This window comes from Edwardsiella anguillarum ET080813 (assembly GCF_000264765.2).
GTDB lineage: Bacteria > Pseudomonadota > Gammaproteobacteria > Enterobacterales > Enterobacteriaceae > Edwardsiella > Edwardsiella anguillarum.
On record NZ_CP006664.1, the window covers coordinates 2,106,948 to 2,120,923 of the forward strand.

At 60.0% G+C, this 13,976-nt stretch carries 12 protein-coding genes; 3 read left to right on the forward strand and 9 right to left on the reverse strand.

Annotation, left to right across the window (positions count from 1 at the left end; genetic code table 11):
• Window positions 1-5: 5 nt before the first annotated feature.
• The 3 genes from ETEE_RS09430 to epmB form a co-directional block, all read right to left on the reverse strand.
• On the reverse strand, window positions 6-725 hold the full coding sequence (locus tag ETEE_RS09430) for a (Fe-S)-binding protein (RefSeq protein WP_034162959.1): 720 nt from the start codon (window positions 723-725) through the stop codon (window positions 6-8).
• Window positions 726-774: 49 nt separating this feature from the next.
• Complete coding sequence (locus tag ETEE_RS09435; RefSeq protein ID WP_034162958.1) at window positions 775-2,328, reverse strand: L-lactate permease; 1,554 nt, start codon at window positions 2,326-2,328, stop codon at window positions 775-777.
• A gap of 238 nt (window positions 2,329-2,566) precedes the next feature.
• Window positions 2,567-3,595: an EF-P beta-lysylation protein EpmB gene (epmB, locus tag ETEE_RS09440; protein ID WP_034162957.1), complete on the reverse strand. Its 1,029-nt coding sequence runs from the start codon at window positions 3,593-3,595 to the stop codon at window positions 2,567-2,569.
• Between the two features lie 42 nt (window positions 3,596-3,637).
• Between epmB and efp the strand changes: the two genes are divergently transcribed.
• Window positions 3,638-4,204, forward strand: a complete 567-nt coding sequence (gene efp / locus ETEE_RS09445; RefSeq protein WP_015869834.1) for an elongation factor P — start codon at window positions 3,638-3,640, stop codon at window positions 4,202-4,204.
• Between the two features lie 192 nt (window positions 4,205-4,396).
• Window positions 4,397-4,714 carry a quaternary ammonium compound efflux SMR transporter SugE gene (gene sugE, locus ETEE_RS09450; protein WP_034162984.1) on the forward strand — a complete coding sequence of 106 codons (318 nt, stop codon included), beginning with the start codon at window positions 4,397-4,399 and terminating at the stop codon, window positions 4,712-4,714.
• Between the two features lie 66 nt (window positions 4,715-4,780).
• Here the strand turns inward: sugE and frdD are convergent, their stop codons facing one another.
• Genes frdD through frdA form a run of 4 tightly spaced genes read right to left on the reverse strand, consistent with a single transcriptional unit; the run spans window position 4,781 to window position 8,095 of the window.
• A complete protein-coding gene (frdD, locus tag ETEE_RS09455) occupies window positions 4,781-5,137 on the reverse strand; it encodes a fumarate reductase subunit FrdD (protein WP_005281123.1) in 357 nt (118 codons plus the stop codon).
• A gap of 16 nt (window positions 5,138-5,153) precedes the next feature.
• Window positions 5,154-5,552 carry a fumarate reductase subunit FrdC gene (gene frdC / locus ETEE_RS09460; RefSeq protein WP_014524167.1) on the reverse strand — a complete coding sequence of 133 codons (399 nt, stop codon included), beginning with the start codon at window positions 5,550-5,552 and terminating at the stop codon, window positions 5,154-5,156.
• 16 nt (window positions 5,553-5,568) lie between these two features.
• Entirely contained in the window at window positions 5,569-6,303 is a 735-nt protein-coding gene (locus ETEE_RS09465) for a succinate dehydrogenase/fumarate reductase iron-sulfur subunit (RefSeq protein ID WP_034162956.1), read from the reverse strand.
• The gene (frdA, locus tag ETEE_RS09470) at window positions 6,296-8,095 is read right to left on the reverse strand and encodes a fumarate reductase (quinol) flavoprotein subunit (protein WP_034162955.1); all 1,800 of its coding nucleotides are present in this window, start codon (window positions 8,093-8,095) and stop codon (window positions 6,296-6,298) included. Before frdA ends, ETEE_RS09465 begins: the two co-directional genes overlap by 8 nt.
• Before the next feature lie 467 nt (window positions 8,096-8,562).
• Here frdA and epmA point away from each other — a divergent pair, with 467 nt between their 5' ends.
• Complete coding sequence (epmA, locus tag ETEE_RS09475; protein ID WP_034162954.1) at window positions 8,563-9,540, forward strand: elongation factor P--(R)-beta-lysine ligase; 978 nt, start codon at window positions 8,563-8,565, stop codon at window positions 9,538-9,540.
• Between the two features lie 51 nt (window positions 9,541-9,591).
• Here epmA and mscM read toward each other — a convergent pair whose 3' ends face one another.
• Window positions 9,592-12,915, reverse strand: coding sequence for a miniconductance mechanosensitive channel MscM (gene mscM / locus ETEE_RS09480; RefSeq protein WP_034162953.1), 3,324 nt, complete (start codon window positions 12,913-12,915; stop codon window positions 9,592-9,594).
• Window positions 12,916-12,971: 56 nt separating this feature from the next.
• Complete coding sequence (gene asd / locus ETEE_RS09485) at window positions 12,972-13,871, reverse strand: archaetidylserine decarboxylase (RefSeq protein ID WP_049703922.1); 900 nt, start codon at window positions 13,869-13,871, stop codon at window positions 12,972-12,974.
• Window positions 13,872-13,976 lie beyond the last annotated feature (105 nt).

Below are 13,976 nucleotides of genomic sequence, written 5' to 3' on the forward strand. Positions count from 1 at the left end.
CCCCCTTAACGGCTCATCAGCACTTCGGCGATGTGCATCACCTTGACCGGTAGCCCTTCGCGCTGCAGGCGGCCGCCAATGTTGATCAGGCAGCTGATATCGGCACCAATCAGATACTCCGGCTGGGCCTCCATCATATGACTGACCTTTTCTTTTACCATCTCTCCAGAGATCTCGGCCATTTTTATGGAGAAGGTGCCGCCAAAGCCGCAGCAGGTCTCGGCGGCGGGGAACGGCAGCAGCTCCAGCCCCCGGACGTGGCTCAGCAGCGTCAGGGGCTCATCGCGGACCTTCATTTTACGCAGCAGGCTGCAAGAGGGGTGGTAGACCGCCCGCCCTGGCAGACGGGCGCCCACGTCCTGAACGCCGAGGGCGTTGACGATAAAGGAGGTGAGGTCGACCATCCGGTTGGCGACGCGCTCGGCGCGTAGCGCCCACTCGGGCTCGTCGCTCAGGTAGCTGGGATAGCTCTTGACCGCATAGGTGCAGGAGCCCGCCGGCGAGATGATCGGATCGTCGTTCTCCTCCAGCGCACGGATCAGGGTCTTCATGCCTGGAATGGCATCCTTAACGTAGCCGCCGTTGATGGCAGGCTGGCCGCAGCAGCCCTGCTTTTCTGGGAAGTGGACCGTACAGCCCAGCTGCTCCAACAGCAGTACGCTATCGCGCGCCATGCGCGACTTTAGGGCGTCTCCAAGACAAGTGACGAAAAAGTTGACGTTCACGACAAAAAATCTCCATTGCAGAAAATAAAATATTATTTAATTCAACCAATTAAGCCATAAATAAGTAATAGACCAGACCGACCTTCAGCCCCAGAATAACGATATAGGCGCAGCAGTACTTCAGGGTTCCAGACATGATGGCGCTGCCCTGGCCATCCATGCGGGTGGCTGAGACGGCAATGGCGATGCTCTGCGGCGAAATCATCTTGCCGCCGGTGGCTCCGGAGGTATTGGCGGCTGCCAGCCACAGCGGATCGACGTGCAGCTTTTCCGCCGCCATGGTCTGCAGCTTGCCAAACAGCACGTTGGAGTTGGTGTCGCTGCCGGTGACGAAGGTCCCCAGTGCACCGATGATCGGGGCAATGAACAGATAGCCGCCGCCGGTGACGTTAACCAGCGTCTGCGCAAGGGTGGCGATCAGCCCGCTGACGTCCATGACCGTCGCCATGGCGACGATGGCGCTGATGGCGATGATGGAGTTTTTCAGCTGCTTTACCGTGTCGACGAAAACCTGCAGCATCTGGCGCAGGGCCGCGCCCTGAATCACTCCGCCGATCAGGGTGGCGATGATGATCAGAACGCCTGGCGTCGCTATCCAGTCGATCTTCAGCTTCAGCACCTGGCCGTTGGCCAGCGGGAAGGGCAGAACGCTGGCGACCTGGGCAACGGTCGAGCGGATCGCCGGAAACAGCGGTGAGCACAGCAGAATGAAAATAAAGATCAGCAGATAGATTGCGCAGGCGCGCAGCAACTGCGGGGCGGAATAGCGGACGTTGCCCTTGAGATGGGCGCCGTCAATACGGTATTCGGCGGCGGTCTCGCCGCGCCGCGCCTTGGCCATCAGGGTGACGACGATCAGGCTGACCAGGCTACCGGCAAAGGCGGGCAGCTCGGCGCCCAGCTTGATGGCGACCAGATACTGTGGGATCAGGGTCGAGATGCCGCACAGCAGGGTCAGCGTGAAGACGCCGCGCAGGGCTTTGACGCCGCCGCCGATGATGGCGACGATGACAAACGGCAGCAGAATATTAAACAGGGCCAGCTGGGAGATGATGGTTCCGCTCAGCGCGGTGACCGGCAGATTGACCTGCTCGGCCAGAATAGAAACCGGGATGCCGACGGCGCCAAAGGCGGTCGGTACGGTATTGGCAACCAGTGAGGCGATGGCGGCCTTGAGCGGGTTAAAGCCCAGCGCGATCAGGATCCCGATGGGGATGGCCACCGCGGTACCGTAGCCGGCGGCCGCCTCCAGGAAGCCACCGAAGCACCAGGCGATCAGCAGAACCTGAATACGCTTATCATCGCTGACGGCGGCCAGTACGTCGCGCAGGATGTCCATGCTGCCGGTCTTCAGCATCAGGTTATAGCTGTAGATAGCGCCAAGGATCACGATGACGATCGGCCACAGCCCTTTTAAGGCACCGTAGATCAGCGCTGATCCTAGGGTTTGCAGCGGCGTATGCCAATACAGGCCGGTGACTGCCAGCGTCAGCGCCAGCGTGATCAGCACGGCGAGATGGATCGGGGTTTTCAGTTTCAGGATCAGGACGATCATGACAGCAAGCGGCAGGATACCCAGAAAAAATGGTAAGTATGCAGGCATAAATTTCCCTAACGAACGCAGATTAACATTATTGGTATGATGAATTATTGCGGTGTATTTATAACGTAAATGGCCGGTTAAAGCATATGGCTGGATCGCTTCAGTTTAACAAATAGTTAAAATTTATGGTTATTAGCACTATTTTGTTTCTGAAGTGTGATGTTTGTTGCCGCTTGCGTGGCTATGGAGAGGCGGCCTGCGCGCCGGGGGCGCAGGCCGATACAGCGTTTGCGGGGAATTACTGCTGGCGCAGATGCAGATCCAGCTGGGTTTTGCTCGGTTCACCGCCGATTTCGCGGGTTAGACGCGGTACCAGATAACCGGAGACCCGAGCCAGCAGCCCATGCATCAGGCGACGTGCCTCATCATCCGGCACCATAAAGTGGGCGCCGCCCTGCACCTTGTCCAGAACATGCAGATAGTAGGGGAGAATACCGGCGTCAAACAGCGCGTTGCTCAGGGCCGCCAGCGTATCGGCGCTGTCGTTAACGCCGCGCAGCAGAACGCTCTGATTCAGCAGGGTCACGCCGGCTTGCTTCAGTCGACCCATGGCCTCGCTCAGCGCTTCATCAATCTCGTTGGCGTGGTTAATATGGGTGACCAGCACCATCTGCAGACGGGAGTCCGCCATGCGCTGGCACAGCGCATCGGTCACGCGCGCCGGGATCACCACCGGCAGGCGGCTGTGGATACGCAGCCGCCGGAGGTGCTGCAGCTGCTCCAGCTGGGTGAACAGCCAGTCCAGCTCGTGATCTTTGGCCATCAGCGGATCGCCGCCGGAGAAAATGATCTCATCCAGCTCCGGGTGTTCACGCAGATACGCCACCGCCCGTTGCCAGTTGGCGCGGGTTCCCTGATTTTCTTGATAGGGAAAGTGGCGGCGGAAGCAGTAGCGGCAATTGACGGCGCAGCCGCCCTTGACCAACAGCAGCGCGCGGTTTTGGTATTTGTGCAGCAGACCGGGAACGACGCTGTGCTGCTCCTCCAGCGGATCGGTGGAGAAACCGGGCGTTTCAATAAACTCGGCGGCGTCACTCATCACCTGGCGCAGCAGGGGATCGAGAGGATCGCCGCGGCGGATCCGGCTGATGAAGGCGCGCGGTACCCGCAGAGGAAACAGGCGACGGGCCTCGCAGCCCGCCAGCCACTGTGGATGGGCAGAAAGGCCCAGCTGGGCCAGTAAGTCGGCGGGGTCGGTGACAACGTCGGCAAGTTGTTGCAGCCAATCTTCTCTCGGCTGCCCTTTTTGGGTTACAATATGTGCCATTTTTTTGGCTAAGCTACCAAGTAAATTATTCAGAGGGCCTTTATGGCAACGTATTCTAGCAACGATTTCCGCTCCGGTCTTAAAATCATGATGGACGGTGAACCTTACGCCGTTGAATCCAGTGAATTCGTCAAACCGGGTAAAGGCCAGGCCTTTGCCCGCGTTAAGCTGCGCCGTCTGCTGACCGGCAAGCTGATCGAAAAGACCTTCAAGTCTACCGATAGCGCCGAAGGTGCCGACGTGATGGATGTGAACCTGACTTACCTGTACAACGACGGTGAGTTCTGGCACTTCATGAACAATGACACTTTTGAGCAGCTGGCCGCCGATGCCAAAGCCGTTGGCGACAACGCGAAGTGGCTGCTGGATCAGGCCGAGTGCGTGGTTACCCTGTGGAACGGCCAGCCTATCGCGGTTACCCCGCCGAACTTCGTTGAGCTGGAAATCGTTGAGACCGATCCGGGCCTGAAAGGGGATACCGCCGGTACCGGCGGCAAGCCGGCAACTCTGACCACCGGCGCCGTGGTTAAGGTTCCGCTGTTCGTTCAGATCGGCGAAGTCATCAAGGTAGATACCCGCTCTGGCGAATATGTCTCCCGCGTGAAGTAATCTCCCACGCTGAAGAAAACCGCGCCAGGCGCGGTTTTTTTTTGCTCAGCGCGACGCATGCCGTTCCTATTCTTCACCGGGAGGGGTATGGTGGATAAACCACCGGGAGGCCGCCTACGGCTCCCCCTGTGCGGGACGACCCGCACATGCTGCTTTTTTCAGGGACGCCCCTGCCCGTCGTTGGACACCATTATGTCTTGGATAGTCTTGCTGATAGCCGGCCTGCTCGAAGTGGTCTGGGCCATCAGTTTAAAGTACTCCCATGGATTTACTCGCCTGTGGCCCAGCGTGGTTACACTGCTGGCGATGGCCGCTAGCGTGCTGCTGTTGGCCCATGCGATGAAAACCCTGCCAGCCGGTACCGCCTATGCGGTCTGGACCGGCATTGGCGCCGTCGGCGCCGCGATCATGGGGATAATACTGCTGGGTGAGTCGACCAGCCCTATGCGCCTGTTGAGCCTGGGGCTTATCCTCTGCGGGATACTGGGGCTTAAGTTTAGCTACGCCTAGCGTTGCCGCGCGGATGCGGGCTCGATAAAAAAGCCTCCCGCAGGAGGCTTTTCGTTACAGGGTGGATTACAGGGTAAAGATCCCGATCAGCGCCACCACGCTCAGAATGGCCGCCAGGCCATAGAATACCCAGCTGCCTGCCGGCACGTGGATCTTCAGATCGTGCATCATGTGATGTAGACGGTGCAGACCACACCACAGCGGCAGAATGATCATCAGCAGCCAGAAGATACGGCCGATGATGCTCTGGCTGAAGCTCAGGGCGCGCTCAAAGGTCAGCGCATCTGGGAACATCCCCAGCGGCAGCAGAATGCCGACGATCAGGATCACGGCCGGCGCGAAGATGGCTCCCCACATACCGCCCGCGCCAAACAAACCCCAAAAAACCGGCTCGTCAGAACGTTTGTAGACTTTATTGTTCATCATACTTTCTCCTCGGTTACAGCAGGGCCAGGCCCAGAACCACCACGGTAGCGACGATAGTGACAACCCACAGCGCCTTGATAATCGGTGCCGGGCCCATCTTCTCATCGTTTACCACGATGTTGGCCGCTTTCGGCGCCAGCTCAAACCAGGTCTTGGTATGCAGCACGGCCAGCAGCAGGGAGATGATATTGAGGACCAATACCAGCGGGTTTTGCAGGAACGCAACGAAGCTTTCCCAGCCTGCGGCACCGTCTTTCAGCGAGAATACGCCGTAGATCAGCACGATGCTGAACCAGACGTTTTCCAGCGCTGAACTTTCGCGCAGCATGTAGAACTTATAGAAACCCAGCTTTTGCCACCAGTTGGATGACATACCCCGCACATAGGGTTTGCGTTTGGTTGAAGTCGTCATTGCAATCGAGTCTCCCTTATTGCGGTTTCAGCATTGCGATCATGAAGTCTTTGGCACTTTCTACCTTGCCCTGCTGGATGGCCGCAGCCGGATCCACGTGTTTCGGGCAGACTTCAGAGCAATAACCGACGAAGGTACAGCTCCAAACACCGTTTTGGGTGTTCAGTACCGGCATACGCTCTTTCTTACCGTGGTCGCGGTTGTCTAGGTTGTAGCGGTGAGCCAGGGTGATCGCGGCCGGGCCGATGAACTCCGGATTCAGACCAAACTGCGGGCAGGCGGCATAGCACAGGCCACAGTTGATGCAGCCGGAGAACTGATGGTATTTCTCCATCTCCGCCGGGGTCTGCTTGTTAGTCCCGTCTTCCGGTTTACGATCGTTACCGATGACATACGGTTTGATCGCTTCCAGGCTCTCGATAAAGTGGGTCATATCGACCACCAGATCGCGCTCAACCGGGAAGTTGGCCAGCGCCTCGACGCGCATCCCGTTCGGGTGGTCGCGTAGGAAGGTTTTGCAGGCCAGTTTCGGTACGTTATCGACCATCATCCCACAGGAGCCACAGATAGCCATGCGGCAGGACCAGCGGAAGGAGAGGTCCGGCGCCAGATTGTCCTTCACATACAGCAGGGCATCCAGCAGGGAAGTTGCGTCATCATACGGAACCTCGTAAGTCACAAAGCGCGGCTCGGCATCCTGTTCCGGGTTGTAGCGCATGACTTCCATTTTCAGGTTTTTCATCTCAGCCATTCGCTTTTTCCTCTTTCTTCTTGGCTTCCTGAGCTTCTGCTTCGGCACCGTATACACGTTTGGCCGGCGGCAGCTTGGTGATCTTCACATCGCTGTACTCAATGCGCGGTGCGCCGCTCTCATTGAAGTAGGTCAGCGTATGCTTCAGGAAGTTTACGTCATCACGCTCGGTACAGCCTTCATCCAGACGCTGGTGAGCACCGCGGGATTCGCGACGGTTAATGGCGGAGTGCGCCATACACTCGGCGACGTTCAGACCGTGCTCCAGCTCGATGGCATATAGCAGTTCGGTGTTGAATACGCTGGAGGTATCGGTGATCTTGACGCGTTTGAAGCGCTCTTTCAGCTCGGCCAGTTTGTCGACCGTCTTCTGCATCAGATCGGTGGTACGGTAGATACCGCAGCCCTCTTCCATGGAGGTGCCCATTTCATCGCGCAGGGTCGCCCAGTTTTCGTTGCCTTCCTGGTTAACCAGTGCTTTGAGGTTGCCCTCGATGTCTTTCACCTGTGCGTCCAGCGCCGTGCCGTTCGCCGGGGTGACATTCTGCAGATGCTGCAGGGCGCTTTCGCCGGCGACGCGGCCAAAGACCACCAGCTCAGCCAGGGAGTTGGAGCCCAGGCGGTTGGCGCCGTGCAGACCGACAGAGGAGCATTCGCCGACGGCGAACAGACCCTTGATGCGGGTTTCGCAGTTCTGGTCGGTTTCGATACCGCCCATGGTGTAGTGTGCGGTCGGACGTACCGGGATCGGCTCATTGACCGGATCGACGCCGACGTAGGCCTTGGCCAGCTCACAGATGAACGGCAGGCGCTCGTGCAGCTTCTTGGCGCCGAGGTGACGCAGATCCAGATAGACCACATCGCCGCGCGGCGTGGAGATCGTGCGGCCTGCGCGCCATTCGTGCCAGAAAGCCTGAGACACTTTGTCGCGCGGCCCCAGCTCCATGTACTTGTTCTTCGGCTCGCCCAGCGGCGTTTCCGGCCCGAGACCGTAATTCTGCAGGTAACGGTAGCCGTCTTTGTTGACCAGAATACCGCCTTCGCCGCGGCAGCCTTCGGTCATCAGGATACCTGAGCCCGGCAGACCGGTCGGGTGATACTGAACGAACTCCATGTCGCGCAGCGGAATGCCGTGTTTGAAGGCCATGCCCATACCGTCGCCGGTGACGATGCCGCCGTTGGTATTGTAACGGTATACGCGGCCAGCGCCGCCGGTCGCCAGGATAACGGCGTTGGCGCGGATCTGCACCATGGTGCCTTCCATCATATTGATGGCGACGACGCCGCGGGCCTGGCCGTCATCCACCAGGATATCCAGCACGAAGTGCTCGTCGAAACGCTGGATCTGCGGATACTTCAGCGAGGTCTGGAATAGGGTGTGCAGCATGTGGAAGCCGGTCTTGTCCGCGGCAAACCAGGTGCGTTCAATCTTCATGCCACCGAAACGACGTACGTTGACCGAACCGTCAGGTTTACGGCTCCACGGACAGCCCCACAGCTCCAGCTGGGTCATTTCGCGCGGGCAGTTATGTACGAAGTGATCGACGACATCCTGCTCACACAGCCAGTCACCACCGGCAACGGTATCGTGGAAGTGGAAATCGAAAGAGTCATGAGCCTGAGTGACGGCCGCGGAACCGCCTTCCGCCGCCACGGTATGGCTGCGCATCGGGTACACTTTTGAGATTAAGGCAATCTTCAGTTGAGGGTTGGCCTCGGCGGCGGCAATCGCTGCTCGTAAGCCAGCACCCCCAGCCCCGACGATGGCAAGGTCTGCGTTAAAGGTTTGCACTGCATTCCTCCGGGTGTTCAATGGTAAAGTAACGTGTAAAAACGAATAACCATTCCAGAATACGTATTAAAGAAAGGTAGCATAGATGTAGCCGCTGTCTTTATTACGCATGGGAATGGTTATGTTTTATAAGTTCGAATCCAAAAATTATACCCATATTGAAGTAGTAGAAAATTGACGTGGTTGGGTGTTTTATCCTTTTTAGGGCGGGAAAAAATAGTAAAACGTGATCTTAATAATGTTTCTGTCGTTATATTCTATTTTTAATATGTTTTATTTGCTTTTTAGAACAATGTAAATAATGTGCGGCCGCATCTATTAGGAAGCTAGTCGCCCTCTATCGCCGTTGACGACGCGCCTTGGCCGATGAGGCGGGATTGGGGCCGGCGAGCCCCGGCGACGAAAACTGTCATCTGCGCTGAGAAGCGGGTAGACTGCCCATCCTGTTTTATTTCGGAGTTATCATCATGAGCGATACGGCAAGCTGGCAGCCCAGTGCACCTGTGGCCAATTTGTTGAAGCGCGCCAGCATCCTGTCCACCATCCGGCGGTTTTTCTCAGATCGCGGTGTGCTGGAGGTCGACACCCCGTCGATGAGCCAGGCCACGGTAACGGATGTTCACCTGGTCCCTTTTCAGACCCACTTTGTCGGTCCCGGGGTAGCGCAGGGGATGACGCTGTATCTGATGACCAGCCCGGAGTATCACATGAAGCGGCTGCTGGCTGCCGGCAGCGGCCCCATCTATCAGCTGTGCCGCAGCTTCCGCAATGAAGAGTCCGGGCGCTATCACAATCCAGAATTTACCATGCTGGAGTGGTATCGTCCGCATTACGATATGTATCGCTTAATGAATGAAGTGGATGATTTGTTGCAGCAGGTGCTTGAATGTGAAAGCGCTGAAACGCTCTCGTATCAGCAGGCCTTTATTCGTCACCTGGACGTCGATCCGCTCTCTGCCGATAAAACGCAGCTGCGTGAAGCGGCGGCGAAACTGGATTTAAGCAATGTCGCCGATAATGAAGAGGATCGCGATACGCTGCTACAGCTGTTATTTGCCTTTGGCGTCGAGCCTCATATCGGTAAAGATCGTCCGGCTTTCGTCTACCATTTTCCGGCCAGCCAGGCATCGCTGGCGCAGATCAGTACCGAGGACCATCGTGTCGCGGAGCGCTTTGAGGTGTACTACCGCGGTGTAGAGCTGGCCAACGGTTTCCATGAGCTGACCGACGCGGCGGAGCAGCGCCTGCGCTTTGAGCAAGATAACCGCAAGCGGGCGGCGGCGGGGCTGCCGCAGCAACCGATCGACGAACATCTGCTGGCGGCGCTGGAGCATGGAATGCCGGACAGCTCCGGGGTCGCGCTGGGCGTCGATCGCCTGATCATGCTGGCGCTGTCGGCCGAGCGTCTCAGCGAGGTGATCGCCTTCTCCGTCGATCGGGCCTGACCCTCACGGTGACTTCCCAGACCCGCGCCCGGCGCGGGTTTTTTATGCCAGTCATACGCCGCCGGCGCTAAAGCCGCGCCGCTGCCCTGCGCGCGCCTGACGCAGCGAGTCGCTGCCGATTTGGATCGGCGGGAACGGCAGCACCAGATCGTGCTGGCGGTAGGCGGCCAGGATCAGCTGGTGCAGCTCGTGGCGCAGCGGCATGCGGTGTGCCATCTCCGAGGCGTAGATACGCAGCTCGAAGATCTGGATCCCCTGCTGAATATCGACCAGATAGGCCTCTGGCGCCGGGGTAGCCAGTACCAGTGAACACTGTCCGGCCGCCTGCAGCAGCAGCTCGGTTACCCGCTGGCTGTTGGCGCTGGCCTCCGCGGGCACCGTCAGCACCACGCGGGTAATGGGATCGCTTAAGGACCAGTTGATAAACTGCTCCATGATAAAGGCCTTGTTGGGGACGATGATCTCCTTGCGATCCCAGTCAGAGATGGTCGTGGCCCGGGTGTTGATGCGGGTGATGGTCCCGGTCAGGTCGCGGATGGTCACCGTATCGCCGATACGGATCGGTTTTTCAAACAGGATGATCAGGCCGGAGATAAAGTTGCCGAAGATCTCCCCAAGGCCGAAGCCCAGGCCGACGGTCAGCGCTGCCACCAGCCACTGTAGCTTAGACCACTCGATCCCCAGCAGCGAAAAGCCGATCAGACCGCCGACGATCATCAGCAGGTATTTGGTGATGGTGGTGATGGCATAGCCAGTGCCGGGGCTCAGCTCTAAGTGCTGCAGTAGCCCCAGCTCCAGCAGGGCCGGCAGGTTTTTGACCAGTTGGATGGTGACCAGGATCACCAGAACGGCGATCAGCACCGCGCCCAAGGTGATCGGCTGCAGGGTCTCGCCGCCGGCGCTGCTGGCGGTGACGTCCCACAGGCGGATGTTCTCCAGGAAGGAGAAGGCTGAATGCAGCTCTGACCATAGCCAGATCAGCGAAACCAGCGCGATCATCGTCAGGATCGAGCGCACCAGGCGCAGGGAGCGATCGCTGATGGCGTCCAGATCCACCACGCTCTCTTCGGCCTCTTGGCTGCCTTTGACGCCGGCGGAATGCAGGCCGTCCTCATCATGGCGACTGCGTTTCTCCAGTCGTTCGGCGCGCCGCTGCTTGGCCCGTTCGAAGGCGATGCGCCGGCGTTGGATCAACATCCAGCGGCGGATCACCGAATAGACCATCAGCAGGCAGAACCAGATGGCGACGGAGGTCTCCAGGCGCGCCAGCAGTACCTGCGCCGAGCTGAGGTAGCCGAGCAGCGCGGCCAGGATCGCCGCCGCCGGCGCGCACAGCAGCCCGCCCCACAGCAGGTGGTTAAGCAAATTTTCACCGGATCCTGCACGATTGAGGTAGAGCGGAATACCGGCGCGGCGCAGGCTGGTGGTCAGCAGCAGCAGGGCTAGGCACAGCATGATGAAGCAGGCGCGCCCGAGGGTGGCGGTAAAGCTGCGATCGGCCAGATTGTTGAAGGTCACCACGGCCATCAGCAGCGGTACGATAAGCCAGATAGACATGCGGTAGTAGCGCATGGCGCGCCGCACCTGACGTTCGCCCCAGCCGAAGTGGACAATGAACAGCCCGCTGTCGCGGGAGAAGGCGGCGCTGATCATGAAGGCCCACAGCACCGGCAGCGCTGCGCTGACCCCCTCGCCGATGGCGACGGCCACCGGATAGGGCCAGGCGTTACTCAGCCCATAGCCTACGGCGGCCCACAGCACCGGCAGCGGCAGCGCGACCAGTATTGACCACAGCAGGGTACGCAGGGTTAGCGAGATATGATCCTGATTGACCTTGCCGACGCGCCCAGCGGCGCGTGCCAGAAACGCACTGTAGTAGCGGCGCGAATAGACGCTGAACCCGACGAGCAGCAGGGCAGCGCACAGCGGCAGCAGGGTGGTGCGGTCGGTTAGCATCATCATGGCGGCCTGGCTGAGCTGGGACAGGGTATCCAGCGACAGCAGGCGGTCCAGCGCACGCAGGGTGGTCAGCAGGTAGCCCAGTCCGACCGGGTCGATGTCCGCCGCCCAGAACAGGTAACGGTGGGTCGCCTCGCGGACCTCCGTCAGGGCTTCGATGAGCTGGGTATTGGCGACCTTGAGCTTGGTCAGCTCTAGAATTTGGCTATCGCAGCCTGACAGCAGGGAGTTGAGCAGCTCGCGCTGGGTCGCCAGCTGGGGAGCCAACAGGCGCTGCTGTGCGGCGCTGAGGGGCTCGCCGTCGTTCTGGCGATATTCGCTGGCGGGGGCGAGTTTGTCCAGCAGCGTCTCATAGCGTAGGCGCTGAACGCGCAGACGTGCCATATCGCTGTCCAGCTGCTGCGGCTTGGGCATCTCCGGCAGGCGCGCCAGGCGATCGCGTAGTGTCTCACCCAGCGCCGGTGAGACGCTCAGCCACTGCGCCTGCTCGCGCAGCGTGTTGAGGGCCTGGCGAACCTGTTGGGTCTGCCCGGCGATAGTGCGCTGGCGTCCGGCGATATCGTCCAGCCGCTGCGCCTGGTGGTTGAGATCGCGCGACAGGGTCTGGTTGATGGTGAGCTGCTCGACGATCGAGCGCGGCAGATTGTCGCTCTGTTCGACCAGACGGCGGGTGCGCTCCAGGGCCTCCTCGGCGTCGCGCTGGCGCTGGCTGTTGAGGCTGTTGCGTAGCCCCTGCAGCTGCAGATCGAGGCGCTCATGACGCCGGCTTAGCACCTCGCTCTGCAGACGGATCAGCTCCTGGCGGTTGTTGGCCGACAGCTGCTCCAGCTCCAGCTCATCGACCTGCGCCTTGCGGGCGGTGACTTCGGCCTGCAGCTGGGCGGACTGGGCCTGGGAGAGCGCCGTCTCCGTGACGGTCAGCGCCTGCAGGCGGCGCTCTGCCTCGCTCAGCGCTTTACGCGTCGCGGCCTGTTTTTGTGCCACCTGGCTCAGGGAGTCGCTGATGTCGCGCGCGCGATCCTGCTCCTGCTGGAGCTGACGGGCGACCTCCAGCAGCTGGCTGCTGATCTGTAGCATGCGCTGCTCCGCGTCGGCGGAGGGGGGCTGGGCGGCAGGGGCGGGCGGTTGGCTTTCATCGCTGAGCTGCTGGCGCAGTTCGCGGGTCAGGCGTGGAAAATCACTGATGGCTTTGCGGTATTGCTGGGTGCGCTGGGCGGAGGCCTTGGCCTCGTCTATCCATCCCAGGGCGCTTTGCAATGCATCGACGGTTTCGGCCTGTGCAGGCGCGCTTTTGGCCGCCTCGGCCTGCTTGAGATCCAACGCCAGCTGGCGCTCATTCAGCGTCGCCTGCGCCAGTCCCGGCAGCAGTAGTAGCAACAGGCCGTTCAGCAGAATACGTTGGAGGATCTGGCGCATGGTCGGCCCTCGCCGTTGCTGGGTACGGGCGCGGCGATGGGTGCCGCGCCGGGGGATTATGCGGACTCCGCGTGTGCTGCGGGCTCCTGCGCTGCGGCAGGCGCGTGGCCCAGCTCTCGACCCATCCGGGTGATGCAGCCGGCGCTCAGGGCGCGGTCAAGCTGGATGCGGCCGGGGGCGAACAGGTTGATCACCGTGGAGCCTAGCTTAAAGCGGCCCATCTCCTGGCCTTTTTTCAGCGCGACGGCGCGCTCGCCTTCGGCCGGGTAGGTCCAGCGGCGGATAATACCGGCACGCTCGCTGTTTACGCAGCCGCCCCAGACCGTTTCGATGCTGCCGACGATGGTGGCGCCGACCAGGATCTGCGCCAGAGGGCCGAAGGCGGTATCAAAGATACAGATCAGCCGCTCGTTGCGGGCAAACAGATTGGGCACATTGGCGGCGGTCAGCGGGTTGACGGAGAACAGATCGCCCGGGACATAAATCATTTCGCGCAGCTGACCATCGCAGGGCATATGCACCCGGTGATAATCGCGCGGCGACAGATAGGTGGTGATGAACTGACCGCCGCGGAAGGTTTCCGCCAGCGGATACTGCCCGGCCAGCAGCGCCTCCAGCGTATAGTCATGGCCTTTGGCCTGCAGGATGCGATCCCCGTCAATGAGGCCCAACTGGCTGATGGCGCCGTCGGCGGGCAATACTACGCCATCGTCAAACTCGGCGAGGGGGCGAACCCCGTAGCGCAGCGGGCGGACGAAGAAGTCGTTAAAGGTCTTGTAGTGCGCCGGATCGGGGTAAAGCGCTTCCTGCATATTGATGCCGTAATAGCGGGCAAAGCCCTTGATGGCGCTCTGGGTCAGCCAGCCGGCCGGTTTATCGGCGGCCCAGCCGGCCAGGCGCGTCAGCCCCTGTTTCGGCAGTAGATATTGCAGTCTGATTTTAATGCTATCGAGCACGTTAGCCTCTTTATCCAACAGAAGAATCTACCGGCTACGTTCAGCATAGCCGGATAATACATTGATAACGCCCGCGCTGGGCACCCGTGAAGTCATGCCGGCCAC

Bases quoted from the DNA above. Each gene is read 5' to 3' on its own strand.
- ETEE_RS09435 (WP_034162958.1), bottom strand. From the start codon at position 2,328: ATGCCTGCATACTTACCATTTTTTCTGGGTATCCTGCCGCTTGCTGTC.
- epmB (WP_034162957.1), bottom strand. From the start codon at position 3,595: ATGGCACATATTGTAACCCAAAAAGGGCAGCCGAGAGAAGATTGGCTG.
- efp (WP_015869834.1), top strand. From the start codon at position 3,638: ATGGCAACGTATTCTAGCAACGATTTCCGCTCCGGTCTTAAAATCATG.
- sugE (WP_034162984.1), top strand. From the start codon at position 4,397: ATGTCTTGGATAGTCTTGCTGATAGCCGGCCTGCTCGAAGTGGTCTGG.
- frdD (WP_005281123.1), bottom strand. From the start codon at position 5,137: ATGAACAATAAAGTCTACAAACGTTCTGACGAGCCGGTTTTTTGGGGT.
- frdC (WP_014524167.1), bottom strand. From the start codon at position 5,552: ATGACGACTTCAACCAAACGCAAACCCTATGTGCGGGGTATGTCATCC.
- ETEE_RS09465 (WP_034162956.1), bottom strand. From the start codon at position 6,303: ATGGCTGAGATGAAAAACCTGAAAATGGAAGTCATGCGCTACAACCCG.
- epmA (WP_034162954.1), top strand. From the start codon at position 8,563: ATGAGCGATACGGCAAGCTGGCAGCCCAGTGCACCTGTGGCCAATTTG.
- mscM (WP_034162953.1), bottom strand. From the start codon at position 12,915: ATGCGCCAGATCCTCCAACGTATTCTGCTGAACGGCCTGTTGCTACTA.